This is a genomic window from Rhizobium sp. CB2179 (assembly GCF_057653455.1).
The window spans coordinates 486,303-511,624 of sequence record NZ_JBYGKR010000002.1; the positions used below are offsets into that span (position 1 = coordinate 486,303).

Here is a 25,322-nt window from a genome sequence, read left to right on the forward strand (position 1 = left end):
CCTCCCAGCAAAAGGTTGCGACTGGACCAAAGTGCAGCCGATTTGACGATATTACTATAGGTAGAAAGAATCAATATGCCGATTACAATTCACTCGTCATTGTCTGTACTGTAAATGATAGGGAAATGCCGACCCTCGAAGGCACTGCCATCCTCTCGTCCCAAGAGGAATACATTCGGGTGTTTGTCACACTGAGTACCACTTTTATAGGATGTTCCGTCAGGCATCATATGGATCGAAATAGCTCTACGCGGCTTCTCAGAATTGTTTGGGCGACTACCGTGAAGGGTTAAACAATGGTGGAAGCTAACTTGGCCCGCAGACAATGATAATTCCCTTTCAGCGAGCTCTTCAAAAATGCCGTCAGCCGCTTCGACAGGATCAAGATTGGTGTTCATAAAGGCCCTAAGGCGTTTGTGCCCTTTTAGATGAGACCCTTCAAAGACGCTGAGGGTCCCGTTAGTTGTCCCGACATCATCAAGGGGAAGCCATGCTGTGACCAATTCTGGTGGCGAAGCGCATTCCCAGTAATCGTAGTCTTGATGCCATCCAACGACGCTCTCGTTCGAGTGGCTAGGGGGCTTTGAGAGGAGCTGCACCGCCCAAAGCCTGACAGCTCGAGTATTCATGAGGGACGCAGCAATCTTTCCGATGCGCTTGTCTGACGCGACCGTTGCTATGACAGAGTCTGCCCAGTGAGGGTTGTCGACAATTCTTGTAGCATTGCCACGATTGGCGCCGGCGAACGGAAGAATTGGTCGTCGCTCGAGGTTGTAGATTCCGTTCAGCACATCATCGAAGTGGGCTCTGATCAACTCTAGTCGATCGCCAGCAAACATGTGCGGGAAGACGAGGTAACCCTGCTCTTTCCATCGCGCGAACTGTTCTGGCGTGACCCAAGTCTGACTATCCAACATCGTCACAACACCAAGGTGATCGGGTTAAGTTCATGCTCATTGAGCCGCTGCTTTAGCCATCCCCTTCTTACGGGTAGATCATACAGTCGGCCGGGCCCTGTCCTTCTCCAAAACGTCCTCATCTCAGGCACAAAGAGCCGCGCGACGGGTAATCCAATTTGAGGTTTTGTGAGCTCAACCGCAAAAATTTCCGGACTTCCAATCTTCTTGATGATTTTTTCCAATGAATACTCTTCCGTGTCCTCCTCACTATCCGCAAATGCTTCGTGGAATGAGATACTCTCGATTTCATTTAGAAAGAGCAGCTCCTTGGTCCCGACGGCAGCAATCGTCTCCCAAAGCAAGCTAAGTCCATCCGCTCTTGCAGCGCTCTCCGAAAATAAGACAGGCATTTTTTGATTGTGCTCTGCGAGCGCGCTTCTGAGAGCTTCGTTTGCGTTTGGATGACACCCCATTCCAACCGCTAGTCTTTGCGCAAACTGTTCTTCGTCCCAGGAAATGACAACGAAAACCGGAAGGCCGCTTTCCGATGCAATGGAGAAAACGCGCAAAGCGCGATTATGGCGCGCGAGCTGTCGCCGGTGCAGCTGAAATATTTCGTCGGAGATCGAGTCCAGGTTTATGGATGGGGCAGTCACCCGATTGTACCACCAGATACCAATGGCATCGCGCTCGATCAGTTCCGTCAAAGCACGGGCGCAAGCTGATCTGAAGGTCGGTCCTGCGGCTAGACCGTTGGAATCCGCAAAGCAAGAGGACGTGTTCTTTTCTTCGGGGGGATGGAAGAAGACTGCGGCCGTGGGAATGTACTTGGTTGCTTCGCTCGTGAGTGACTTCGCAGGAACCCACGAAATTTCTTCGTCAGGATGAAAGGGTTCAGGAATGGGCTGAAAGTGGCGATAGTTTCTGTTCCACTCGCGCCTCATTTGGAACTGAGCTTCGCTGAAGTGGTACAGCTCGTTCGGAGAAAGACAGTCCTGTCCCAATGCGCGGGCGCTTGCTTTGACATCGCTGACATGCCCCTCGTAGATCGCAGAAAATCTTTCCAACCCCTCAAACAAGGCGCTTTTCCAGGCTTGTTCAGCGGTAAAACCTTTTCCGGCGGCAGCGACTACGAAGCCCTTAGCCGCAACAGCCCCCGGATCCAGTTCCTGGAGGTGATTTACCGACGAAGCGTAGACATGAACATCGGGCATCTGCGGCACGTTAACACGCTGTATTGACCGAATCGCACCTGTTTGAGAACCAACATGGCGCTCATATCCCGTCTTGACCAATGGTTCGGAGGTATCCCAGGTGTCTGGACTTGAAGGGGAAACTGTCGCAGCGGACGAAATCTCGAGCGGTGCGGGAGACTGAATCTGAGAGCAAGCCGTACAGTCTGGATTTCGAACTATTTCTTCGCTGAAAGTGTCTAGGCGGGCCAGATCGAGGCGAACAATCCTCCCCTGCAGCGAGGATCCTTTCTCCTCTTGCAATAGCCCCAGAACCTCGGCAGCGACTAAGTTTGTCACAGCAGAAATTGTAGCGCCTATCGCGCCTAGGGGAGACTGAATCGGATTTCGAGGTGCTTCTGCTTGAAAGATCCTTCCGCTCGCAAGTCGGCTCGCCATGCATTTCCAGCAACCTGTCTCTCCGGGGAGGAAAAGAGGGCCGATCGAAGGCTTCACGCCGGTTGGCCGCACTAGCAGCCAAGGCCTGAAATCTGCGAGGCGCTCCTCATTGATACGCTCAAGTACAGGGTTCAAGTAATCTTGGGCGAAGACGACCTTTAGCGACCCTGCAGGATGGATTCTGACGCCTGCGTCCAGAAGAAGCTCACGAAGTAAATCCGCCCCCGGGGCTCCCAAGGAGATGACTTCGGCACTGGGATCTTGAAGGCGCCTCGGTAAGCGATCCAAGAGCGACCAAAAGATACGATCAGGCGAAGCATCGAATGGTTTGCGGGTTATGAAGCCCTCTCTTTCCAGCCAACGCAGGTAAAAAGTAGCTTCATGACGATTAGCAACGCCACTAATCTCCTGGATGACCTCCTCCTCGTTCTTATTTTCGATGATCGATCTTACGATGTGATGCAGCGCGTCATTGGAAAAGACCGCTCGCCTCAGCTCGCTTTCAAAGATTACGACATTAGGTGGGGCAACTGCGTGGACATAGGCTGGATTCAAGTAAAGAACCCGCGGTGACAAATCCAAGCTCTGACTCACCATCCCAGCAGCCACGTCTTCTTGCCGGTCTGTCAGTACGTATACGTACTAGCCAATACCGCGCATCCCCAGGTCTCAAAGCTACACTACAAAGGCATGTTTGATTTTCAAAATGAATTCTCTCGAAGATTGTAACAGAGCTGGCTCGGTTTGTCTGAACAGTTTCGGGCGTTTTGCTAAGTGGATTTCCGCCTTGATTATGCTGCCACCATCATCGGTGTCAGCGCGTTGAAGTAAGCCTGATCCGGAGTCTGCCGGTCAAGGGATGAATGTGGACGTCGGGTGTTGTAAAAGGTCACATATCGGCCAATGCCGACACGGGCCTCGGACACAGTCTTGTAGGCGTGGAGGTAGACTTCCTCGTATTTGATGACCGCCAGAGCCGTTCGACGAAGACATTGTCTCGCCATGCGCCTTTCCCATCCATCGAGATGGCGATCTCCGCCTTCTTCAGCACGGCGGTGAAGTCCATCGAGGTGAACTGCGAGCCCTGGTCAGTATTGAATATGTCGGGTTTGCCATAACGGGCCAGCGCTTCCTCGACTGCTTCGATGCAGAAGGCTGCTTCCATCGTGATCGACAGCCGCCACGACAGAACCCTCCGGCTAAACCAGTCCACGACGGCGCAGAGATAGACAAAAACCGCGAGCCATCGGAACGTAGGTCATGTCCATTGCCCAGGCTTGGTTGGGCCGGGTGACTGCCAGCTTTCGCAGGAGGTAGGGATAGATTTTGTGACGTGGCGCTGGTTTGGATGTGTTCGGGCGACGATAGATCGCCTCGATACCCATCTTCTTCATCAGCGTGGCGACTGCAGCCGCCCGACCTCGATCCCTTCACCTTTCAAAAGCCCCTGCAACATTCGTCTTCCGGCAAACGGGTAGTCGAGATGCAGTTGGTCGATCCGGCGCATCAGTGCAAGATCGCCGTCAGGCACTGGACGAGGCAGATAATAGACACTGCCACGGCTGAAGCCGAGAAGCTTCGCCTGGCGCACGACGGATAGCTTATGCTCGCGGTCGATCCATTCTTTCCGCCCAGCAATCCCGCCTTGCCGAGCGCACCGGATAGAAATCGTTCTCCAGTGTCAGTTCGCCGATCTTGGCATGAAGCGTTTTGACATCGACGGTTGGACCCGTCGGCTCCGCCTTGGTTTCATCGCCGAAAACGCCTGTCGCCCCCTCAAGGAGCTGGTCCTTCCACTGTTTGATCTGGTTGGCATGCAGCACGTCGAACTTTTGGGATAACTCCACCAGCGTCTGCTCGCCTCGGATGGCAGCCAGCGCCACCTTTGCCTTGAAAGCCGGGCTGTGGTTCCGGCGCGGTCGTCTCGTCATGGTCTCTCCTGTTCCCGGCATCTAAGCCGAAGTCAGGCAGAAATTCCACTTATCCCCGCTGTTCAAATTTCCCGAGCCAGCTCTCCCAGCGTCGATACTCAATCTCAGCTACCGGTTTCGGACCAACGAAGATTTATTTGTTTCCCCTGCGCTCCTTGTTGGCCTTCGCCTTCTGGTATCCAGCGCCGCCGTTGTGGAAATGCCTTCTTTTAAGGGCTACAGCGCATCACCGTCGCTGCTAGCGGCGTGAACGCGGCCCGAAAATTCCGCTACTTCGAATCCTCGCTCACAGAAATCTGCGTCGAGCACGACTTATCTTTGCTCGAAAGAAATATCCAAACCCAAAGCTCGTTCGGGTTTGAGTTGATGTAGCCAAGGTAAGCGCTTTTATAGGGCTCGTTGGCGTTGACGGTCTTTGATTCTGAAATTGCTTTTGTGATTTCCGGAGAGTCGCGGCCCAAAGTAATTGTAAAATTGCTTTGGGTTGGCTGCTGGACGTCAGGCGACGGCTCGTACCCCGGCTGGAGCGAGTCAAAGGGGTAAACAACATATGCGACAGCAAATTGTGCTTCGCAAGAAAGCTTGTTGATCTCGATTATAGTGCTGTGTCCTCTTCGAACTCTAACGGGGACATAGGCTGACACCGAGTCAAAAAACGACGTTGGAAAGAAAACAAAGCTTCTATACTTGTATTCGGTATCAAAATCCCGAATGCTACGAAGAAGCCTCACTCCAGCCTTTTCAAGGACTTCGATCGCCTTCTCGGTCGCACAGTTGGCGAGGTGCTGGAACTCCTCATCTTTGAAGCCTCCCTCACTGAGGATAAAGGTTCTTTTAAGCGAAAGCAGATTCGCCGTTCCACTTGCAAAAGATGAGTTAAGGAAAGCAAATACCTCTCCCTTAACGGTGGCTGCCTTTTTATTATTTGCACCGGGGCAAGTGTCAATCATATCACTAACGTGTGTAAGTGTGAGAATGTACGCGCACGCGATTTTAGGGATGCAAAACGTAGTGAAGATGATTAGCAAAGTCATCGAAAGCCGACGCATCCTTATCCCCTCATGACAGACCTTGAACCGACACTTTACGCATGCTGTGGTCACAGATGCCGCGCGATGAGCATAGCTTAAGCGCTTTTTTTTATTCGCGCAGACCCCAATTTCCTTTGGCCCGCGTGAACCATTTCAGTAATGAAACTGTGGCTCCAGGCATAAAATCCCGTCCAGTCGCACGCGGGGATGCATTATTATTTCCACGTACAAGTATTGCCCCATGAGGAGACGGGTCTCGATATGGCGCGGTTGTTCTCGCTCTCTTTCAATAGATAAAGAGGTCCTCACTGACATGGTATGTTATCATTCTTTTGTGAGGCGGGACTGCGAAATAAAGCACATGTTCCTATTATTCAGTATTGCGTGTATATAGGAAGCGCGCGCAACTAGTAAATACCTTCCTGTCGCCTCAGACTTCGTTACTAAGGAACCGGAGGCTTCAAGCGAAGCGTTACGCCATTGGAACTTAATCATGACTGTGACTGGTAGGGCGTGAACAGGAAGGCTTTAGCGGAGTGTGGAAAACCGCAACTGCAGGCGGGGATCGCCTCACCTTCAAGAGGAGGAACTATTCATGCGCCCATCTCAAGTATCGGTCCTGACCCCGATATTGTTCGTGCTGCTCGTCACTCTCACATTATCTCCGACGCACTTACAAGCGGCGGCTGACCAAGATTGTGGAACTTCGTCGACAAAAGGAACCATTGAACCACTCACCCTTCGGGTGGCACTGTACCCCTTCATTCCCGATAATTTGACATTTTTCCACAACTTGGAGTCTATTTTCGAATGCGAAAATCCTGGTGTGGACTTGAGACTGGTCTCCACACCCAACGCGACGTACGAATACTATACGGATGACGAAGCTGACAAAAAAGGTTTTCAGTTCGTAGACGCCGATGTTTATGAAATCGACACGATACTTCTGAGCGACTTCATTGCTCTCGGAAAGATAGCACCTATCGATTTACCTTTCGATGATTTCGCGCCTGAAGGCATTCAAGCTGTTACCCGGCAGGATGAGGTGTATGGCGTACCTCATTGGCTCTGTGGGAATTTTATGTTCTACCGAAAAGATGACGTTGAAATAAGGAATGCGGCGACTTGGAAGGAGATAATTGAAATTCTCAAGTTACGAGATAAAGCACTGCTCGTTGATCTCAAGGGCCGGTCTACTCTAGGCGAGTGGTATCTTACGGCGCTATCTGAAATTGTTGGTCTTGCGGAGGCGCAAAAACAGGTTGCTGAAGGAATGCCGATCAATAGCGATGCAATGAACTATCTTCGCGACATTGTGGCGGGTTGCCCTAATGGCTATTGTAGAAGCGATAAGATGCATGATAGCACAGGCTTTTACGCCCGCGCTTTTATACGTGGCGAGGCAGCTGTCTACATTGGTTATTCCGAGACGATTCACTACGGGCTAAGAGAAGAGGCGGACAATTGCCTTACAACTTCCGGCTGTCTAGGCGAGGATGACATTGGTGTGAGGTCGTTGCCGCCTTTCGATCCGATGAAGAAGCCGGTCGGTGTCGGTTGGGTCGATGCGCTTGCTATTGGCGCTGAATTAACTGGGCGAAAAAAGGACCTCGCCCTTCGCTTCATCCGCTTGGCAGTATCTGACAGTGTATATCTGTCCATTGTAGAGCCTTCTTGGCCGTACAGTTCGCGCTATCTTCTTCCCGCCCGGCAGGGCGTGGCTGTCAATAAGGCACCGTTGTATGAACAGTTCTTTGCAGCCCATTTGGGTCGGCAAACAGGCACTCTACCAAACCTAAATCGCATGTTGCGAACAATTGCCGGTGCGGTCAATTGTGACCTGCCGATTGACCGTGACGATATTGCATCAAAGACTTCATGTTCGAAATAGTGACGTGCCTCCAATAAATTAGGCCATTCAGACCTGGAATTTCCCACTTATGATCCCCGCGTCAGTTACCGGGGAGAGGATGTGGTTCAGACGCTTGAGCGTCTGCCGGCAGATCGGTTATCTCGTCGCCATTCGTGTCGACAATGGCAGCCGAATTCATCTCCCGTGACCTCGACCTGTGCCTACCAACCTCTGTGTCTTCCTGACCGACGGCCGCATCGAGATTGACAACAATTCCGTCGAGCGGACCATCCGCCCGATAGCTCTGAACTCTTTGCCGGACATGCCCAATATTTGGCGATATATGACGCGGGAGCAGAGAATTGGGCGACCATCGCGTCGCTCATCGAGACCTGTAGGCTTCCCGCGATCCGTTCACCTGAGCGCCACGCTCTCCTCCATCGTCAATGGCCAGCCGGGCATTTCTGGTCAGGGCCTACCTGCTACAAACGCACGAGATGCTCTTCGACGCTCATTGGCATGGGTTCCGCGTGTTCGGCGGTGTGCCTGGTCGCGGCATTTACGACAACATGAAGACCGCGGTCGATCGCGTCGGCCGCGGCAAGGAGCGACAGGTCAACATCCGGTTCCTTGCGATGACGAACCACTACGTCTTTGCACCTGAGTTCTGCAATCCTGCTGCGGGCTGGGAGAAGGGTCAGGTCGAGAAGAATGTTCAGGATGCCCGACCGCGGCTGTGGTAACAGATGCCGGACTTTCCGGATTTACTCGCGTTAAATGCCTGCTGCGGGTGACCTCTTGGCTGCAAGTAATGGGATGGACGGCTAAGGTCGGAACCTTTCAGCGGCCACCGCCACTTTAATTCTTGCGTTTGTATCTCATATGAGATACAAATATCCGCACCAAGGAGACCCAGATGAGCGTTCAGACTTCAATGCTTCATGTTCGTATCGACGATCAGCTAAAGCAAAATGCTTCCGAGATTTTGGCGAACTTCGGCCTTACAATCTCAGACGCGGTAAGGATTCTCCTCACCAGGATTGAGAAGGAAGGCGCTCTTCCTGTCGGCCTAACGAGTGATCCTGAAGCCTATGATGAGTGGTTTCGCGCTAAAGTCAAAGAAGCCATGGAAGATACTCGCCCGAGAATACCGCACGCTCAAGCTATGGCAGCGATCCGAGCTAATCTCGACGCAAAAACAAAATAACAAACTCTGGCGCGTGTTACACGCGCCAGAGCTTCACTTCTTAGGGCCACTGCTGAGCCGAGTGCAGAACCCGGAAAATAAGGATTTCGGTCTCACCAACGGTGTAGACCACAATATGCTTTCCGACCGTCATTTCGCGGGTGCCGGCAACCCGACCGATCCGATAGCTCAACGGGAAAGCCGGCAGGCGATCCGCGCTTTGCTCAATCTGATCAACCAGCCTCCTCGCAGCCTGCGGATTAGATTCGCTAATAAAATCGACCATCTTATTGATGTCATTCAGGGCATCTTCACCCCACTCAATCGTGAGGGCATTACTGGGCATTGCGTATTTCCATGTTGGTTTCCTTGTGTTGACATTTGTGTTGACAACACTGCCCCAATATGCAAGTTAGAGACTGCTTAGGAATTAACTTGCTTCGGCGCAGACTTGCCGCGATAACGACGCTGCTATTTGGGCAGACGTCGATTTTTCCATGTTAAACCAGTTTTAACGAAAAGTCAATAGATGTAGGAAAATATTGCTACACGTCGGTTAGCGTTTCGACCGCCTTCAGACTCGGGACGAGTCTATGTTATCGAGTGATCAGCGATACTGTCGCCTCCCCAGTCCCAATACCCCGAAACGATGTTGTCAGCAATCGCCCGATGCTGAATCCTCGTTCAAGCGTTCGGTTCGGTAACCGCCCGATTGGCACCGCCTGCCGCCTGAGATCTTGATGGCCTAAGAGACGTGTTTAACGACGTCGTTAGCGACGTGTCTTAGGCGAGGTTGCGATGCGCGTAGAAATTCTTGGGCAAGAACGCCGACGTCGGTGGAGCAACGAGGACAAGTTCGCGATTGTTACGGCGGTTGGGGAAGCTGGAGCCACGATCACCGAGGTAGCTCGTCGTCACGATGTCACACGGCAGCAGATCTACACCTGGCGCAGCGAGTTGAAGAAGAAGGGGCTGCTCTCGACGTCAGGGAATGCGGTGTTCATTCCGGTCGGGCTGAGTGCGGCTCAGGCCGATGTCTCTGAAGGCAGAGAGATCTGCTGCGGAATGATCGAGCTACGATTGAGCTGCGGCCGCACCCTTCGCTTCGAGAGTTCGGTGGCCCTCAGCGTCCTGACGCAGGTTATCCGGGCAGTGGAAGCAGCATGATTGGACCTGGGACCGGCGTTCGGGTGTATCTTGCGTGCGGGATCACGGACATGCGCAAGGGAGTAGAAGGCCTTGCCGCGCTTGCGCAGGATGTTTTGCGTCAGAAGCCAACGGGCGGCGCGGTCTTTGCCTTTCGCGGTAAACGTGGCGATCGTTTGAAGCTGCTCTATTTTGATGGCCAGGGCTTCTGCCTGTATTACAAGATCTTGCAGAAAGGGCGGTTTCCTTGGCCTTCGGCATCCGACGGGACTGCCCGGCTGACGTCGGCCCAACTGGCGATGTTGTGGGAAGGGATCGATTGGCGTCGTCCTGATTGGGGTGCGCCACCGGCCCGTGTCGGGTGATTTTATCCCACTGAAACCACTGGTTTTTATGGAAATTTATCCTGGCTCGTGGTAGTCAGGATCATGTCTAGCGCGACGACAAATCTTCCGGACGATCCAGCCTTTCTCAAGGCAATGATTGCCGCTTTGCAGGCGGAAAACGCGAAGATGTCGGCCACATTGCAAGCGCATGATCAGTTAATCCAAACGCTGCGGCTGCGCATTGCCAAGCTGAAGAAACAGGTCTTCGGCAAGTCGTCTGAAAAGATTGAGCGTGAAATCGAGCAGTTGGAACTGGCGCTTGAGGATCTGTTGATCGCCGCCGCTGAAGGCAGTACGGCGCCAATCGATGAACCTGATGAGGCGGCGTCTGTGGTTCCCTTGGCGGATACGTCTGAAAAGATCATGCGCCGGCGCCCACGCGTCTCGGACAAGGCGGTTCGCGAGCGCCGAGAGCTCGATCCTGGCTCCTGCTGCCCGGAATGCGGAGGTGAATTGCGTCTTGTCGGTGAGGACGTCAGCGAAATCCTCGACATGATCGCCGCGCAGATGAAAGTCATCGAAGTTGCTCGACTGAAGAAGTCCTGCCGCTGCTGCGAGAAAATGGTGCAGGTGGCAGCACCCAGCCGCCCGATACCGGGCAGCATGGCCGGCGCTGGCCTCTTGGCGTACATTCTGGTCTCGAAGTTCGACGACCATTTGCCACTGTACCGTCTGAACGAGATCTTCGCCCGCATGGGCGCCGACATTCCCGACAGCACGATGGTTGATTGGTGTGGTCGCGCCATGCAGGTTCTGCAGCCTCTCATCGAGCGGATCGAAACGGCGGTCATGGCAAGTGACCTGCTTCATGCGGACGACACCCCGATCAGGGTGCTGGATCGCTCGCTGCGAGACAAGGGGTTGGGCAAGGGTGTGAAGAAGGGCAGGATCTGGACGTATGTCCGCGATCAGCGTCCATGGGCAGGCAGTTCCCCGCCCGGTGCAGTCTACTATTTTGCTCCTGACTGGAAAGAAGAGCACGTCCACCGCCACCTCAAGCAATCAAGCGGCATCCTTCAGGCTGACGGCTACAAAGGATATGGCAAGCTATACGCGCCTGGAGAAAAGGGAGAATCTCGCTTCAAGGAAGCCGCCTGCTGGGCTCATTGGCGACGAGACTTCCACGATATCTGGACATCAAACAAGTCCGAGATCGCGCGAGAGGCTCTTCATCGCATCGGAGCGCTTTACGACATCGAGCGTGGCATCAATGGGCAGCCTCCTGAGATCCGTCTTGCTGCGCGTCAAAAGCAGAGCAAGCCTAAGGCCGATGCATTCCGCCACTGGGCTGAAGCTCAACTCACGCGCATTCCGGGCAAAAGCGATCTGGCGACAGCTTTCCGCTACGGATTGAGCCGATGGTCTTCGCTCTGTCTGTTCCTCGAAGACGGTCGCGTTGCGATCGACAACAATGCCGCCGAGCGGGCACTGCGTCCGATAGGCCTGGGAAGACGAAACTGGCTCTTCGCGGCAGCCGATACGGGAGCGGAGACCTTGGCACGCGCCATGACGATCATCGAGACGGCAAAGATGAATGGTCTTGATCCGCAGGCCTATCTGGCAGACGTGCTCGATCGCATCCACGATCACAAGATCAATCGGTTAGACGAATTGCTTCCGTGGAACTGGTCGGCGATCACCACAATCGACGCGAAGGCAGCCTGATGGCGACAGTCACCTACGTCCGTACGATCAAATTTGTTGCCGAAATCCTCGAAGAGGACCCGGAGCTTCTTCAGGCAATTGTCTCCAACGATGATAATCTGAGCTACGGCAGCATCATCTCCGTGTACACCGGAGACGACGAATCCGTGACCGCACTGACGGACGACGGCGTGGACGAATTGGAGCAGATGCTCAAAGATGCCCGCCGCACATCCCAAGAATGGAACGACTTCCTCGACAGCTTTGTTGACGACGAGCTGCTCGTCGCTCGCATCAAAGCAAAATCTCTGCGGTAGCAATCGGGTGGTTACTCGGTTCGGGAGGGCGGTGCCGGATATTGACCCCATCCGCATCTGATCGTCTGAAACAGAAGGTGCGGGCGCGTCCCCCCAGCCGCATCGATAGATGAGGTTCAAGCGTATGGTGAAGGGCAACTCCACCGGTTTTATCCCGTTGGCCGCACCCACACGCCGGTTCTGCTAGATAGACGTCACGGCCTCTACCCGGGCGAAGATATAGGTCATCAAAAAAAGGCGTGATCGCGCTTAATGCTGGGGTGGTGTCACCGCATGCGCCGGCATGATATGCTCGAAGGTGTCCTCTAACCACCTGCAAGAATTTCAAGATGCTTCAGTAGTTGCGCCATAGACGTAACATAGGACATTGTCCCATATATTCAGTGATTTGGCGGTGAGCTACTGAGGGGTCGCGGGTTCATATCCGTTCAAGGCGAAGGATAGGGACGAGCGTCTTAATTGGGCGACGACAGTCAGGTTTCAGCGAGAAGCTTAGGATAGCTGTCGTTGAGACCGTATCGCGTTATGTGGTGTTGACATTTCTGATGGCCTGCACCCAGCTTCTCTTCTAGTCTTCTGAGGCAGGGAGGAATCATGGCCGTTTCACTGTCGGAGGCTACAAACAGGCTGCTCTCGGGTGAACCCCTCAGCTGGAAGAGCTTCGGGGAGATCAAGGCCGGCCAGATTCAGCTGTCCACGCCTGCCGCAAGGCGCCTTTTTCATTTTCTCCTGTCTTCCGACAAAGCTAAGGTTGCGACGGGCAGCGAAGATTTGTTTGAGCGCCTTGTTGCTGCTTGGAATAACTCATCGTTCGATCCTGCTTCGCAGCAGTCTTCGGCCACACCGGCTGAGGGCCGAGCACGCTGGCGACTTGCAAGGGTGGAGGCCGGAGGCTTCGGGGGCCTGAACCTTCTGGATGGCCCTCCGTTCATGCTGGCGGCAAACAGGGAAAACTGGTGCCTCGAAGGCCAGAACGGTTCCGGCAAAACGTCGATCGCCAGTGCGATAATCTGGGCGCTGACGGGCTATCGCTGTCGCGACCAGGATGGTCTTGTGAAGGATGACGGGCGGCGTATACCCGTTTTCAACGACTCGGGCGTGCAGATCGGCGACTGGCCGCCGACGGTCGCCTTTCCTCCCAATGCGCTGAAACTGGCCGGTACAGCTGAGGCGTGGGTCCGACTTTCATTTCAGGATGATGACGGTAACACAGCTGAAGCGTTCCGGCGGCTAATTGCGGCCCCGGTGGGCGAACCGCAGTTTGAAAGCGGGATCGACCCCGCCCTCAGGACAGCGCCGCATCTCATCGAAACCGGATTGCTGATGCCGGCGCGTCTTGCGCGGATAGGTTTCGGCGAGAAGAGCCATTCGATTTATGAAGCCGTCAAGCTACTCACAGGCTTGGACCAGCTCGCCGATATCGGCGAAGGCGCGGCCGCTTTTTCTCACAAAGCCAAGCGGTTTCTCAAATACGGTTCCGACAAGGGTATCCAGGGTATTGAAACGAAACTGGAGACGGCGCTCGACCGTGCGACGGAGGAAGCACGTAAGGCTGGTTTCGTACTGACGATTGCCGATGACCGTGAGAAGAGGGCTTATGCGCAGGAGCTTCGCGATCTCGCGGATGGTGCTGCCGCCCTCGCGGCAACACACTCGCGCGCGCTCCAGGCGGAGGTCGCTGCGGACATAGACACGGCGAACCCGGATCATCGCGCCCGGATTAGGAACGCGGTCAGCGGCGCGCGCGGCATCCTGCAACAGAATGTGAAAGGCATCCCTCTCTTCGAAGCGTGGGCCGCCCTGAAGGCCGCGCATGCCGATTCCCTCTTCGACGCGCTCTCGCCGATATTGACGAGGGCACGATCGCAAATTGGGCAGGCTATCGCGTGGGACAAACGGCAAGGTGAAGATGCGCGTCTTCGTCTGAAAGCATTGGCGGCCCAGTATTTCGCACCTGCAGGCCACGAGCATGAAGACGCCGAGTGCCCATTGTGCAAAGGCAAGCTCTCGCTTCCCGATCAAAAGGCCTTGGCGGCCGAACTTGATGACCTGAAAGCGGCAGCCGACGCGGCGCAGCGCAAACTCTTTGACGCATGCGCGGCGATAGAAAAAGATATCAGGGACACGATCCCCGCGGCACTTGTATCGCACTTCGCATCGCTCGCGGATATGCAGCCCCGCACGGCCTTTGAAAGCGCCATGAGGGAAAGGTTTGTGGAGGAAGCGCCCTTCTCCACGGTCCTGACGGGGATGGCGGATTTCGCTGCAAACACGGCCGCCGGGCTCTCGGAAAAATTGCCCGCTTTCAACCACGTAAACCACGCCGTTTCCGGCGACGTCCCTGCCGCGGCACAGAGTCTCCTCGTATATCTGTCCCGGGCTGAGCGCGTGTCGGCTCTGGTCGAATGGTGGGCTGTGGAACGGCCGTCGTTCGTGGATGCGTGGGGCGCGCTCAAAGGCATTGCCGACGAAAACAGCCTGTTTCCGGCGTCCAGTCTGGAAGGCCGGCTCGTTTCACTGGAAGAAGCCCTTGAGAAGGTTGCCCCACTCGACGATCTGGCAAAGGCGCTCCGCGACGCGGCGAAGCACGCCGAGGACTGGCTTATGATCCAGACCGGTCAGCGCACCCGGGAAGCGATCGCTGAGGCCCTTGAACCTCTTAAAGACCTGCGCGGCCTCGTCACAGCGGAAACCGCCAGTTCCATCTCGGCGTTGTCAGGGCGCATGAAGTCGGTGCTTGACCGTATTCAATTCAGAGAGCGCCTTTCGTTCGAAGATGCTGCGCTTGGCAAGAAATCGGTTCAGGTTTTAGGGAGCTTTGACCATGGCATCCGAATCGATGCCTCCACCGTTGCCAATAGTTCCTGGCTTCGCGCCATTCTCTGGGCTTTCACATTGGCCATGCGCGAGCAGACCATCGAAGCACTCGGCAAAAATCCATTTCCCCTGATGCTTCTCGACGATCCCCAGGTGACGTTCGATCCGCGCAACAAAAGGAAATGGGCTCAGGAGCTGGCGCGAATTGCGAATGCGGATGCGGCTACGATCGAAGCGGCGCAGCTGGTTCTCATCACCCATGAGCGGCAGTTCTTCCAGCTTCTCGTCAACATCGAGAATCTTTCCGGACAGCAAGGTTTGCTTGCCCGCCTGAATGCCAGCAGCAAGGTCGCAACGGTCGTCAATGGTCATGCCCTGGCGGCCGCATATGCGGAAGCACAAAAGTCCTCTAACGACAGGCTCGCTTACGAATATATCGCTGATGTCCGTAGGTACTGCGAAGACTTGCTGAAGATCATGTTACGCGCGGAAGAGCCCACGGTATGCGACATGACGATCGGCGATCTCGCGAAGCTGCTGAAAGAACGGCGCGATGCCAGCGTAGCGCCGTTCAGCCATGTGGCGTTCGACAGGCTCTACAAGACGCTATCGGGCGGCGGCGGCAAGCAGATGAAGATCATCAATGAATCGCACCATGTTTTCGATGGCACGATCGGTCTGGCCGAAGCGGGCGACGTAAAGATATTCTGGGAGACGACTCTTCAGAGCCAGATTCATACGGGCTTCAAGGTGTACGCCGAATATGAAGCTTACGCGGGGGAGCCGCGCCTGTTTCCCTGGATGGACAATGTCGTTTCCTTCCCCAACGGAAATGCAGCGGATCTCAGGAAACTGAAACTTGTGCATACGGGCATAGCCGCTGCGGCGCGCACAGACGGCCGCGCCGGCGTTGGACTGATCGCGATGGAAGACCTCGCTCAAACCGTCGACATCACGCTCCACAACCATGATGCTTATCAGCTGGCGGCGGGCACGCTCGATCCGGTCGCGGGGGTCGGCGACGTGATCATCACGAGCAACTACGCGAAGATCAATGAGCGCAATCTGGTTACGGCTGCATTCGGCGACAAGCTTCTTGCCCGGCGTTACAACGAAACGGATGCTCACCCTAATATCGCGGTCCTTACCGGCCAGAGCGTCGACCCTTACGTGCTGGCGCAGCCCATCATCGCGCCGCGCGAGAGGCTTTCCTGCCGCAAGATTGTAGGGACGCTGTTTGCAGGACGAGAGCTCCCTGTGCCGCGTGTTAACGCGAATGCCGAATTTATCGCCCTTTCCGACTTTGGCGTCATCGCGAAGCTGCTGGAGAAAGCCAGGCTTTTCGCAGTGAGCGGCCGCAGCGCAGAGCCGATTGCTCTTGACGGCCAGTACTTGATAGCCCGCGACGCGCTGACGACGCCTGAAGCCTTTAGCCGTCTCGACGGGCGTCCCGTTGTCGCCGTTGATGAATCGGGGGCGCGCTATTTCAAGCGCATGCGGCAGCTTGGCATGATTATCGTGCTGGAAAGCCTCAACCCAGATGGCATATCACCAAGCGTGCTGTTGAGCCTATCAGGCGGAGACGGATTGCCACGTCTGACGCAAATCCTAGAAGTTGTCGGCGTACTTTTCGAACAGCCTGCTTAGATTCTTGCAGTGATCGAGGTCCAGCATCTCTCCCTAGCTTTGATGTGCCGTCGATTACCTCGGCTGCGAGAGGACATGGATTTCGCGCAATCGAATTTGGAGTTGCTCTACGCCGATGACTGCTGTCAGCGGTACAAACACGCCTGAATGACTGACATGGGCGCATTCTTGACATCTCGGTCATTGCGGGACCTGTCCGGAACGCACAACACGCTGAGTCAATGTGCGGAGAAAAATGCACTTCCTCAATGCCAAGGCAATCCAACCTATTCCAACAATCCTGCGCTTGCTCACGCATTCCTCATGCTCCGAAGCAGCTGCAATTGGGAGAATGCAACTCGAAAACTATCACAAAACCTCGGAAAAGGCGCGCATCGTATAGGCGGTATCGACTTGGTCCCGGATCGTTTCAATGGGCGAAGTAGGATCAAAATCGAACCCACCCATGAACACCATATAGATCTTATGGCTGCTTACCCGGGTAGTGTTAGCCTCTCTTGCTCGAATGACGGCATGATGACGGTTTCTGTCACCGTTGCGTATCATTTGCGGCAACATGTCGATAATCGGCGGGATCGAGTTCGAAGTTGCAGTGGACCAGCCTTGATAGACTTGTCCCAGGAGGCCGCACAAGAATCCAAAATCCGGAGCTAGTCGGATTGCAAAACGACGGGCACGGGTTGCCGTGGAACTCGCTCGAGCAGGTTGGGAGACTTCGCCTTCATTTGCCCGAACGAATTTGAGAATGCTTTCCTCCATCTTGACCAGATTAGTGGCCTCACACCAATTCGTAATAAGGCCTGCAAGTGCATTGGTCAGGAGCTTGAAGTCCTTTGGATCTTCCGAACCTACTAGATAAGCAAAGGCTCTTCCAAAGATTGACTGAAGCGCGCTCGCCCGCACCACCGCAAAAAGGTCTAATGGCTCGGTGGCAACGATCTGCAGAACCCAGTTCATCCATGAAGCGGTGTCCGTTGAGGAAACCGGGGCTTCAGGAAGGGCCGCCGCGATCCGTTCGACAAGCGCGGGAGGCACGCCGTTGCGTACTGCAATCTCCTTCTGCCAATCGAGAACAACGGGATCCTTGAGGTCTAGCTCCGCCGTCAATAGCGCTTGTCGTCGGTTTTCCAGCCAGTGATTGGCGCCCTCAGCGCTCTCAAGAGACCTAAGATAATAACCGAAAGATCTCGTCACCACGCGCTCGAAACCGAATTCCGCGTTCTCGCTCACGTCCGACAGCCGGCGGATCAATCCTTCCATTTTTGCACTGGGATCCGCTTCGATCCGATCCAAGAGAAGTTCCAGCGGGTCGCTGATAGCTTCGCAAGCATCGTTATCCGAGAAGACAATCGGCAACGGCGAATTTCCAGGGAAATTCAGACCTTCCAAGCTGGCGACGATCGGAGTGCCCGGGATGACGATCCCCAGACCGGTCGCTGCATATGCTGCTCGACCAGCGCGGCCGACAGCATTTAGAATTTCGTGTGGCTTAAGGTTCTGACGTGGATTGCCACTTGGATCGTCTTCCACGCTCCGATCCGTTCCCGCAAGGATCACCACGTCGCACGGCAGGTTGAGACCTTGTGCGACCGTGGACGTCGCGGCTATGGCATCAAGACCGAGAACACCGGGTTCGCGAGCCGCCCGGAAGGAAGCCTCGACAAGCTTTCGCTCGATCGGCAGCATATCTCCGTGATGAACTCCTGCGCGAAGTCCGGATGCATCATAGGTGGCGCTGGCCAAGCCAACTTCTTCTACGAGAGCTTCACTAAGTTCGATCTGCTCCCCCGTGAGATCTTGATTTGACGGCGGCAGGAGTTTGCGAAGCTCCTTCGCTGCGCTTCCGCAACCCTTTACGTCTGCGCAGAAAATAAGCACTCTCTTGCCCACAGCAACGTAGTCTGCCGCGATCTGGGCGGCGACAATATTCCGGTTGGATGTCGCACGGGAGCCGGTTCTTGTAAGGGGAGGTTTTCGTCCCGTCATTTTACGCAGGACCAACTTTTCCTTCCGTTTGGGATGCCACCCGGGGATAAGAGAGAATAGACCGTAGGGGGACGACGGCACCAATTTACTCTCTGCTACGGTCGGCTTATGCAAAGCCGCGGCGATCGCTTCACTTACTTCGACGCGATCATAGATCACGCAGGATCGAAGCTGCCTCGTTGGCTTCCACGGATCGTTGAAATGATCGACTGGCCGTCCTGTGACGTCCGCCAACCAAGCGCAAATCGCGTCGCCATTCGAGACCATGGCAGATAACAGGAGGAGGTCTGCACTCTTCTGCCGGGCCATGAACGTCAATAACGCCAACATCGCATCCAGCGAGCGTCCATCGGATGTTGCCCGTGCCTTGTCGTCAATACTGATTAGATGAAATTCATCAAATACCAGGAGGCCAACGTCGGCAAACAACTCGGGAGCGAATCCCAGAAGCGCGAGACACCGTTCGGGCGTCATCACCGATAGTGGTGGTAGACGCTGTCCGATCTCGTCCAAAGTCGTCTCTTCCAGAGAGGCTGCGGGCTCAAGACCTGATACCTGCTGGGTAAGATCGCTTTCGACCTGGTCTACCAAGGCATGCGTCGGGGCAAGATAAACCACGCTTTTTCCTGAGCACAGTGTTGCCGCGATCTTCAGTACCGACAATGTCGTCTTGCCCGACCCTGTCGGTGAAGTCATGACTAAAGAGCGGCCCTGGTCGAGGTACTGAAGGGCAATGGCTTTCAAATGATTGGTCCAAAGAAACGGGCGTGCTTTTGCCTGCATTTTCAACCAACTTGACCAAGACGTCGCAGCGGCGCCCGACGGTATGGGGATCTTCACGATCATTGCGGCACGAAGGCTTCCGATCAGACGTAAGATCAGTGTCGCAAGATGATGTGGCCCCGAGAATCCAAATCGCGCCGTCCTCGCGAGCTCATTTGGTAGATCGTGACTGGAAGCGGCAGAAAGTGCGATCACTCTGTTCAGTCGGTGCTCGGCGTCGTCACTGAAGTCTTCACTTAACGCTTCCCGAGCTAATGATTGTAGCGCGCGACCGCATTCGCGATACAGCAGATCTACGGCGTGTTCATTGCTGTCATCGGTCGCTACCGCCTCGCCATCAAAATCTCGGGTAGAAAGACCGAGCAAGTCACCTCGCGCAAGCTCACGAATGGACAGAATTACAGCACGCCGGATAGCGCGCGGTTCGCCACGTGCACGCAGATACCGCGCAGCTTCGAAGGCGTCTGCCAATCGTTCGGCAATCATAAAAAGAAGAACGCTGGCGATAGCAGGATCTACCACCCCACCTGACAGATTGGACGGCGCATCCGCGCTCACTCTAGCGCGAGCGAGGATCTGGTGAGCCGTCCCGGCAACAAAGGCCGCAGCCCTAGTTCGTTCGGGTTGGAGTTCGAGGGCAACGTAGGCTTCGAAAGTGGTGGCTAGCCGACGGACGCGATTAAAAGCTTCGTCTTCGTTGACGATAAAGCCTTCGGTCTGCTGCATGCGGATGGTGGCGAGGTCGATATGTGCTTGGGTCAGAAGCTCGTCCAAGACGTCCGCGTCGAGCCCCGGTAGACCGGGAGCAGACTTCAGGAGATCGCGCGAAGTCTTGTCAAACATTGGCGATCTCCTCAACCTTCTGTAAGACTTCATCGGCAAGGCTTTGTAGTCCGGAGCGGACCTCCGGAAATGCAAGCACAGCTCCGACGCGACTCTCATGTTTGCCGCCTGCGGCTTTCTCGAAGCCTTCCATCAGGTGACCGAAGAAACCGTCCTTGCGAATGTCTTCTCCTGTTGCAACGGATACCCGGAACTCGCGGTCGTCACCCCAGAAGATATCGTTGATGAATTCCTCTTCGTCGATCTCGGGGAGAGCTCGAACTAGGTTTATGATGCCTGCCGTGATTTGATCGTCACGTCCACCACCGACGATGTCTCGTATCTCCGCCCAAACGCTTTGCGTTATTAAATTTCGCGGATCGTGCGACGCCTTGTCCTCACAAAGGACGAGGCGGGTTAGTGTGTTGTCCGTTGGATCGATATCAACGATGAAACCGTCGAAGCCCTTATCAGATTGCCGGACATGCGGCGGTGTCATGTGAGCGCCTGGCATTTGAAGTCGGACTGCAATCCAAGAGATATGTTGAAAGAGCAATCCATCCCTCGCCCAAGTGTCCGAATTGATTTTGTTTTGAGCGCTTTTGCGGACCTTTGGGTCGGGGTCCATGAGACGTGCGACATCCTCACCCTTTGCGGCGGTGAGCTTCCTCACGATGTTCGCGACAATTTTCCCCTTGGGCTGGACCGTGACCGTATCAAGATCATCAATGACACGTTGAGCGTTTTTCTCCTGCTGCAGGTACAGATACGCTATTGCTGTGACCACCTTCTGGCGGCCAGATAAAAGATCCCATTCGGAAAAAATGCACTCAGGCGAGAGCTGCAAATTAAATTTTATCGGCATTACTCTGTTTCGTATTGATATGTGCGGTGCGCGGCGTAACCGCGGCGGCAGACGGTGGATATTACACTGCGATAGAAGAATGATTCGCCATTCAACTTCAACTATAGGAGTGCAAAGGAATATTACGTGATGCGAGCGATGGTAAACGTGAACAGCCCTTCGAAAATCTCGTGCCAAGCCTGCCTTCGATGACTTTCCGAAATTGCTATTCTTCCGCTCTCGAACATGCCAGAATCGCCAATGTGCAAACCCGCAGGATGCTCCTGAACGGCAGGGGATATCTCCGCTTCAGTTCCGCCGAGGAGCCTGACGCCCCCTCCCTATTGTTGGCCGGATGGCTTGTGATCTCGCCTTCGATCCGGGTCAGTTCAACGGCCGCTCCCGCCTGTTCTGCACCGATATAGAAGGCAGGGTGGGCTATTTAGACCGCCTTCATCATCAAGATGAAGGAGCGCGAGTGACCAACGAAGGATACCGATACGGAGCGCCGATGCTTGAGAGGAAGGTCTTCAAGGCCGCCGCGAAGCGATGTCCGCTTTACGGCGCGCGCAATGACGCTAACTATGACCGACATGGGGGCGCAAAGCGGCCAACACTACATCGCTCTGAGTCTGCTTCGGTGCAGGGTTTCGGATGCCGGCCATCCACGTGGTGGGTGGCGCCGAGGCGGCCGTCCGAAGCGAGCCGTTGTTCACGGAGCCGGTGGACGCCGTGTTGCAAGGATGTTCACGGTCTGGGCTAAAATGATCGCATAATGGATCGTCGGGAACCTGTGAAAACGTCTCGGGACGAACTGCTGGTAGCCGTTTCCTTTCCAGAGCGTTGAGCGTATAGAATGTCGTCAGCTTCCATTCGATTGGCTACAAATTCTGCTCCCGGAATGGTGCGGTGGATCTGATATGAGCATGCCTATAGACTGGCAGCACGCTAACCGTTATTGCGGGTATACCAGCATTTCACCAAACCATCCCGCGGATCCTCCAAGGCCCTCCTGTATTGAAAAAAGTGCAACGCAGTTTTGCCGTCGAGTACAAAAGCGGCAGGCGAAAGCTTGATGCCAGGTCGAACTCGATCTGGGGCAACATGGATCTAAAATCCGTCGCTCGTGACCTGGAGGAAGAGGCATTGCCGTTTCTGTCGGGTAGCTCTCAGAGTGGCAAATCCAACAATGAGATGTCTTTACCGGAACCAGATCAAGCCGAGGCGTTGTTGACACCGCCTCTCGGGGCGTCAACAACAGCATCAGATACACAGGAGATGAGCATGGCCGACGAGACTGATACGGCAACCAGTGCCGATGCGCCGATCGTTGTTGAAACGCCTATTGCGCCGAAGACACAGCGCAAACCCCGCGCCAAGAAAGCGGCAGCACTCGAGAGCGCGTCAGCTGACGCTATGGCAGAGCCAGCAGCTGCTCTGGCCGGGACCGGTGGTGTGAAGAGGAGAGGGCGCAAGGCAAGGGTGATCGAAGCTACGGCGAGCGCCAAACGCGCACCTGTGCGCCGTGCTCCAAAGGCTGTGCAGATAGCGCCGACCGCGCCGATGACGGCCATCGATGAGATGGCGGATCTCTTGCAGTTGGAAGAGGAAAATCAGCGGCTGCGCAAGCTTCTGGCTGAAAAGCTTCGCGCTGAAAATGCCGATCTGCGCAAGCGGCTCAAGCTCGATTGATATAGGCAGCCGGTCAACCGCCGGCCGCATTTCCATGCTTATCCAGCATACATTTTGGCGGCGGTGGATGCCGTTGCCGGAACTAAAACTCACTGCCTGCTTGCGGGATAAAGCACGAGGTCGGATAGATGGCGTCTCCGTGGAAAATTCTTGCCCGACTGATCTCACCGGGGCGAGAACAAAAGCGAGAAAATGGCTCGACCACGAAGGCTACGCCGGACGCGTTGGCTATAGCGGGTCCGACTGAAGCGCCTGCCGAGGAGAGCGTGAATGGCACTGATCGACCGGCAAGCGAAGAGCTATCTCGTCACGGTCAAGTCGCTGCAATTTCCGTCGAGCCTGTGCATTCCGAAGAAGCCGTAAACGGTGGCGGCGATAAGGTCGATCTCGAAGATACCAAACCCGTCGGGGCCGCTTATCCGGCTTTATCCGGCGGTACTGGCATCGACGTCACCGCTGCACATGATGATGCTACGCAGATCAGGCGAACTGTCAAAGTCGCACCGCGCAAGCAAAGAAGTCGCGGCAAAGAAGCGGTGGCGATTTCGAACGGTTCCCAGGCCTCCCAGATCGTGCACGCTGCAGATGAAATGAACCTGGATGAAGAGATCAGGGTGCTCAGGGGTCAGCTGGCCGGAAAGCTGAAGCTGCAAAATGCGCAGTAAAGAAAAATGCTGGAGCGGTTTGAACGGTGAAAATGTTGCGGTGCTTTTGAGTCAAGGATCGACTGCAAGCCTGTTGCAAGTGAACAATCTCAGATTTGAATAAGGTGTCGCCGGTTCGATTCTGTTCAAGAGCACGAATGTTGGTCCTGCAACGCGCCGTGGCCGACAGCTAGGCTCCCGAACGATGTGCGTGTTTTGCTGAAGAGCCCCTGCCGAAGGATATAGGCAAAGACGGTTGGCGTTCGTCCATTTGATTGGTCCGTCATCGGCGGATCTCTTCCGAAGGCTCAGTCTCCGGGCGAGAGGGCCGGCAAGTCGCCAACGACGATCTCTCTCAGGCTCTGCCGGAGCGTTGCGACGCTGGCGTTACCGTTCAGTCGCTCGAATTCTTGCTGCGCATCCTGCCAGAGAGGAGCCGCTCTTTCATGCAAGCGTCGGCCTTCGTCCGTGAGTTCAATGATACGAACTCGGCCGTCCATGGGTGATGGCTTGATCGTGACGAAGCCGTCGCGTTCCAGGAAGCCAACCATCTTTCCCATCGCCGTCCGCTCGATATCGAGCCGTTCGGCAAGAGCGTTGACAGCGGCACCGTCAGCCTCGTCAAGAGCCGCCAGGGTCAGGAACTGCGTGATACGCAGCCCGACGGGCTCAAGATGGGCATCATAGAACCGCGTGATCTGCCGGCTCGCCTTTCTCATGGCGGAGCAGTTGCATTGATCGATTCCAAGCGGTTGGTTCGCCGACAACAAGTCGTTTTCCTTTCGAATCCTGCTTATTGTCCGCAGGCTGTATGGCGCAATGTCCAAGACTCCGCATCCCATAGCCTGCGGCTTTGCGGTTTCTCTACCATCTTGGCGCTTAGAACAATCCTGGCGGCGGTGTGATATAACCGGGCACCTCGGCTGAAAGCGTGCTCTTCAGCAGTGCCGTTCCCCGGTCGGCCATGATTTCGCTCTTGCCAGCGGCGAGTGCGTCATAGGTCTGGCGCACCACATCCTCTGGGCTGGCCTTCGGCACATCGATGCCATTGGTCAGGTCGGTGTCCACGAAACCGACATGCAGACCGAGAACCTGGATGCTACGATCTTGAAGGTGAAAGCGAAGCTGGTTCGTAAAGCTCCATGCCGCCGCCTTTGATGCCGCATAGGGTGTCAAAATAGGCCGCGGAAGCCACACGATGTCGGATAGCACGTTGACGATGGCAGCACGCGGCTTGGCCGACAGGATCTGCTCGAAGGCCTGCGTGACGCGGACGACGCCATAATAGTTGGTATCGAATAGACGCTGCGACTGCTCTTCGGCATCGTTTGCCAGAGGCCCGTCGATAAGAGCAGCGATGCCCGCGTTGTTGACCAGCAGATCAGTATCCGCCGCCAATTCCGCTGCTGCGGCGATTGATGCTTTATCCGTGACATCGATCCGGACGGGGATGATGCCCGGTTCGTCGAAGCCGTTCGTATTGCGCATGCCGGCATAGACCTTCTTCGCTCCGCGCCGGCGTGCCTCGCGCGCAAAGGCGAGGCCAAGGCCGCGATTGGCCCCGGTGATGAAGACGGTGGCTTTGGTGACATCCATGACAAATTACCTCTCTAAAGCCACAGACCAGGGCATCCAATATCGATGCCCGCCCGCGGGCATTGGGTTTAAAGAAAAAGGTCTTCCGGCAACTGGTCGGACAGTGCCCCGCGAAGATTGGCGGCGAGTGACAACACAGCACCAAGCGGCTTCATCCGCACGCTGACGCGTGGCACCGAACCATCGGGGTTCCGGTCGACAACGACGACGGCGTTCAGGCTCTCCCCGCTTGTCAGGACGGCCTCGTATTCGAGAAAGAGGCGTGAGCCAACAGTCTCGAGAAACGTGGGGTTCTGCGAAGCGTAGAAGGTCCCGACCGTGTTGACGGCCAGCTTAATCTTGTCGCGTCCGATAACGGAACCTCGCAGCACGGAGCTGGTCAGCTCCGCGTCCGCAGTCAGGTCGTCCAGAAACGGATGACGCTCGCCTTGATTGTTCGGCATTGTTCAAGCTCCTTACCTCGACGGT

General features: G+C 55.3%; 18 protein-coding genes and 4 pseudogenes. 12 read left to right on the forward strand and 10 right to left on the reverse strand.

The window, feature by feature from the left end; genetic code table 11:
• Window positions 1-89: 89 nt before the first annotated feature.
• From AC244Q_RS26370 to AC244Q_RS26385, 4 genes and pseudogenes are all read right to left on the reverse strand, one after another.
• Window positions 90-917 carry a phytanoyl-CoA dioxygenase family protein gene (locus AC244Q_RS26370; RefSeq protein WP_128408048.1) on the reverse strand — a complete coding sequence of 276 codons (828 nt, stop codon included), beginning with the start codon at window positions 915-917 and terminating at the stop codon, window positions 90-92.
• A gap of 2 nt (window positions 918-919) precedes the next feature.
• Complete coding sequence (locus tag AC244Q_RS26375; RefSeq protein ID WP_164902411.1) at window positions 920-3,112, reverse strand: TOMM precursor leader peptide-binding protein; 2,193 nt, start codon at window positions 3,110-3,112, stop codon at window positions 920-922.
• A 209-nt stretch (window positions 3,113-3,321) separates the two neighbouring features.
• A pseudogene (locus AC244Q_RS26380) lies at window positions 3,322-4,461 on the reverse strand (IS3 family transposase).
• 269 nt (window positions 4,462-4,730) lie between these two features.
• Entirely contained in the window at window positions 4,731-5,411 is a 681-nt protein-coding gene (locus tag AC244Q_RS26385) for a hypothetical protein (protein WP_128408051.1), read from the reverse strand.
• A gap of 676 nt (window positions 5,412-6,087) precedes the next feature.
• On the opposite strand from AC244Q_RS26385, the gene AC244Q_RS26390 reads away from it, so the two are divergent.
• From AC244Q_RS26390 to relB, 5 genes and pseudogenes are all read left to right on the forward strand, one after another.
• Window positions 6,088-7,383, forward strand: coding sequence for an extracellular solute-binding protein (locus AC244Q_RS26390; RefSeq protein ID WP_128408052.1), 1,296 nt, complete (start codon window positions 6,088-6,090; stop codon window positions 7,381-7,383).
• Between the two features lie 42 nt (window positions 7,384-7,425).
• Window positions 7,426-7,562: pseudogene (locus tag AC244Q_RS26395) on the forward strand (IS3 family transposase); the annotation flags it as partial.
• 11 nt (window positions 7,563-7,573) lie between these two features.
• Window positions 7,574-7,755: pseudogene (locus AC244Q_RS26400) on the forward strand (IS66 family transposase); the annotation flags it as partial.
• Between the two features lie 41 nt (window positions 7,756-7,796).
• Window positions 7,797-8,084 (forward strand): annotated as a pseudogene (locus AC244Q_RS26405) (IS21 family transposase); the annotation flags it as partial.
• Window positions 8,085-8,260: 176 nt separating this feature from the next.
• Entirely contained in the window at window positions 8,261-8,551 is a 291-nt protein-coding gene (gene relB, locus AC244Q_RS26410; protein ID WP_128408053.1) for a type II toxin-antitoxin system RelB family antitoxin, read from the forward strand.
• A 40-nt stretch (window positions 8,552-8,591) separates the two neighbouring features.
• Here relB and AC244Q_RS26415 read toward each other — a convergent pair whose 3' ends face one another.
• A complete protein-coding gene (locus AC244Q_RS26415) occupies window positions 8,592-8,876 on the reverse strand; it encodes a type II toxin-antitoxin system RelE/ParE family toxin (protein ID WP_128408054.1) in 285 nt (94 codons plus the stop codon).
• A 452-nt stretch (window positions 8,877-9,328) separates the two neighbouring features.
• On the opposite strand from AC244Q_RS26415, the gene tnpA reads away from it, so the two are divergent.
• The 5 genes from tnpA (at window position 9,329) to AC244Q_RS26440 (ending at window position 16,487) form a co-directional block, all read left to right on the forward strand.
• A complete protein-coding gene (tnpA, locus tag AC244Q_RS26420; RefSeq protein ID WP_128408055.1) occupies window positions 9,329-9,697 on the forward strand; it encodes an IS66-like element accessory protein TnpA in 369 nt (122 codons plus the stop codon).
• Window positions 9,694-10,041 (forward strand): IS66 family insertion sequence element accessory protein TnpB, encoded by a 348-nt coding sequence (gene tnpB / locus AC244Q_RS26425; RefSeq protein WP_003554417.1) that lies wholly within the window; start codon window positions 9,694-9,696, stop codon window positions 10,039-10,041. The genes tnpA and tnpB overlap by 4 nt, the downstream gene beginning before the upstream one ends.
• Window positions 10,042-10,104: 63 nt before the next feature.
• On the forward strand, window positions 10,105-11,727 hold the full coding sequence (gene tnpC, locus AC244Q_RS26430; protein ID WP_487764141.1) for an IS66 family transposase: 1,623 nt from the start codon (window positions 10,105-10,107) through the stop codon (window positions 11,725-11,727).
• A complete protein-coding gene (locus AC244Q_RS26435; protein WP_128406171.1) occupies window positions 11,727-12,023 on the forward strand; it encodes a hypothetical protein in 297 nt (98 codons plus the stop codon). Before tnpC ends, AC244Q_RS26435 begins: the two co-directional genes overlap by 1 nt.
• A 594-nt stretch (window positions 12,024-12,617) precedes the next feature.
• The gene (locus AC244Q_RS26440; RefSeq protein ID WP_128406170.1) at window positions 12,618-16,487 is read left to right on the forward strand and encodes an ATP-binding protein; all 3,870 of its coding nucleotides are present in this window, start codon (window positions 12,618-12,620) and stop codon (window positions 16,485-16,487) included.
• A gap of 348 nt (window positions 16,488-16,835) precedes the next feature.
• On the opposite strand, the gene AC244Q_RS26445 is transcribed toward AC244Q_RS26440, so the two are convergent.
• Complete coding sequence (locus AC244Q_RS26445) at window positions 16,836-20,099, reverse strand: DEAD/DEAH box helicase (RefSeq protein WP_128406169.1); 3,264 nt, start codon at window positions 20,097-20,099, stop codon at window positions 16,836-16,838.
• Entirely contained in the window at window positions 20,092-20,943 is an 852-nt protein-coding gene (locus tag AC244Q_RS26450; protein WP_128406168.1) for a hypothetical protein, read from the reverse strand. The genes AC244Q_RS26445 and AC244Q_RS26450 overlap by 8 nt, the downstream gene beginning before the upstream one ends.
• 996 nt (window positions 20,944-21,939) lie before the next feature.
• Between AC244Q_RS26450 and AC244Q_RS26455 the strand changes: the two genes are divergently transcribed.
• Window positions 21,940-22,614 carry an MreC domain-containing protein gene (locus AC244Q_RS26455; RefSeq protein WP_128406167.1) on the forward strand — a complete coding sequence of 225 codons (675 nt, stop codon included), beginning with the start codon at window positions 21,940-21,942 and terminating at the stop codon, window positions 22,612-22,614.
• A 128-nt stretch (window positions 22,615-22,742) separates the two neighbouring features.
• Window positions 22,743-23,279, forward strand: coding sequence for a hypothetical protein (locus AC244Q_RS26460; RefSeq protein ID WP_128406166.1), 537 nt, complete (start codon window positions 22,743-22,745; stop codon window positions 23,277-23,279).
• A gap of 287 nt (window positions 23,280-23,566) precedes the next feature.
• On the opposite strand, the gene AC244Q_RS26465 is transcribed toward AC244Q_RS26460, so the two are convergent.
• The 3 genes from AC244Q_RS26465 to AC244Q_RS26475 all read right to left on the reverse strand — a co-directional run bounded on the left by AC244Q_RS26465 (window position 23,567) and on the right by AC244Q_RS26475 (window position 25,297).
• Window positions 23,567-24,028 carry a MarR family winged helix-turn-helix transcriptional regulator gene (locus tag AC244Q_RS26465; RefSeq protein ID WP_128406173.1) on the reverse strand — a complete coding sequence of 154 codons (462 nt, stop codon included), beginning with the start codon at window positions 24,026-24,028 and terminating at the stop codon, window positions 23,567-23,569.
• 109 nt (window positions 24,029-24,137) lie between these two features.
• Window positions 24,138-24,854: an SDR family oxidoreductase gene (locus AC244Q_RS26470; RefSeq protein WP_128406165.1), complete on the reverse strand. Its 717-nt coding sequence runs from the start codon at window positions 24,852-24,854 to the stop codon at window positions 24,138-24,140.
• Between the two features lie 68 nt (window positions 24,855-24,922).
• Entirely contained in the window at window positions 24,923-25,297 is a 375-nt protein-coding gene (locus tag AC244Q_RS26475; protein WP_128406164.1) for a hypothetical protein, read from the reverse strand.
• Between the last annotated feature and the right edge of the window lie 25 nt (window positions 25,298-25,322).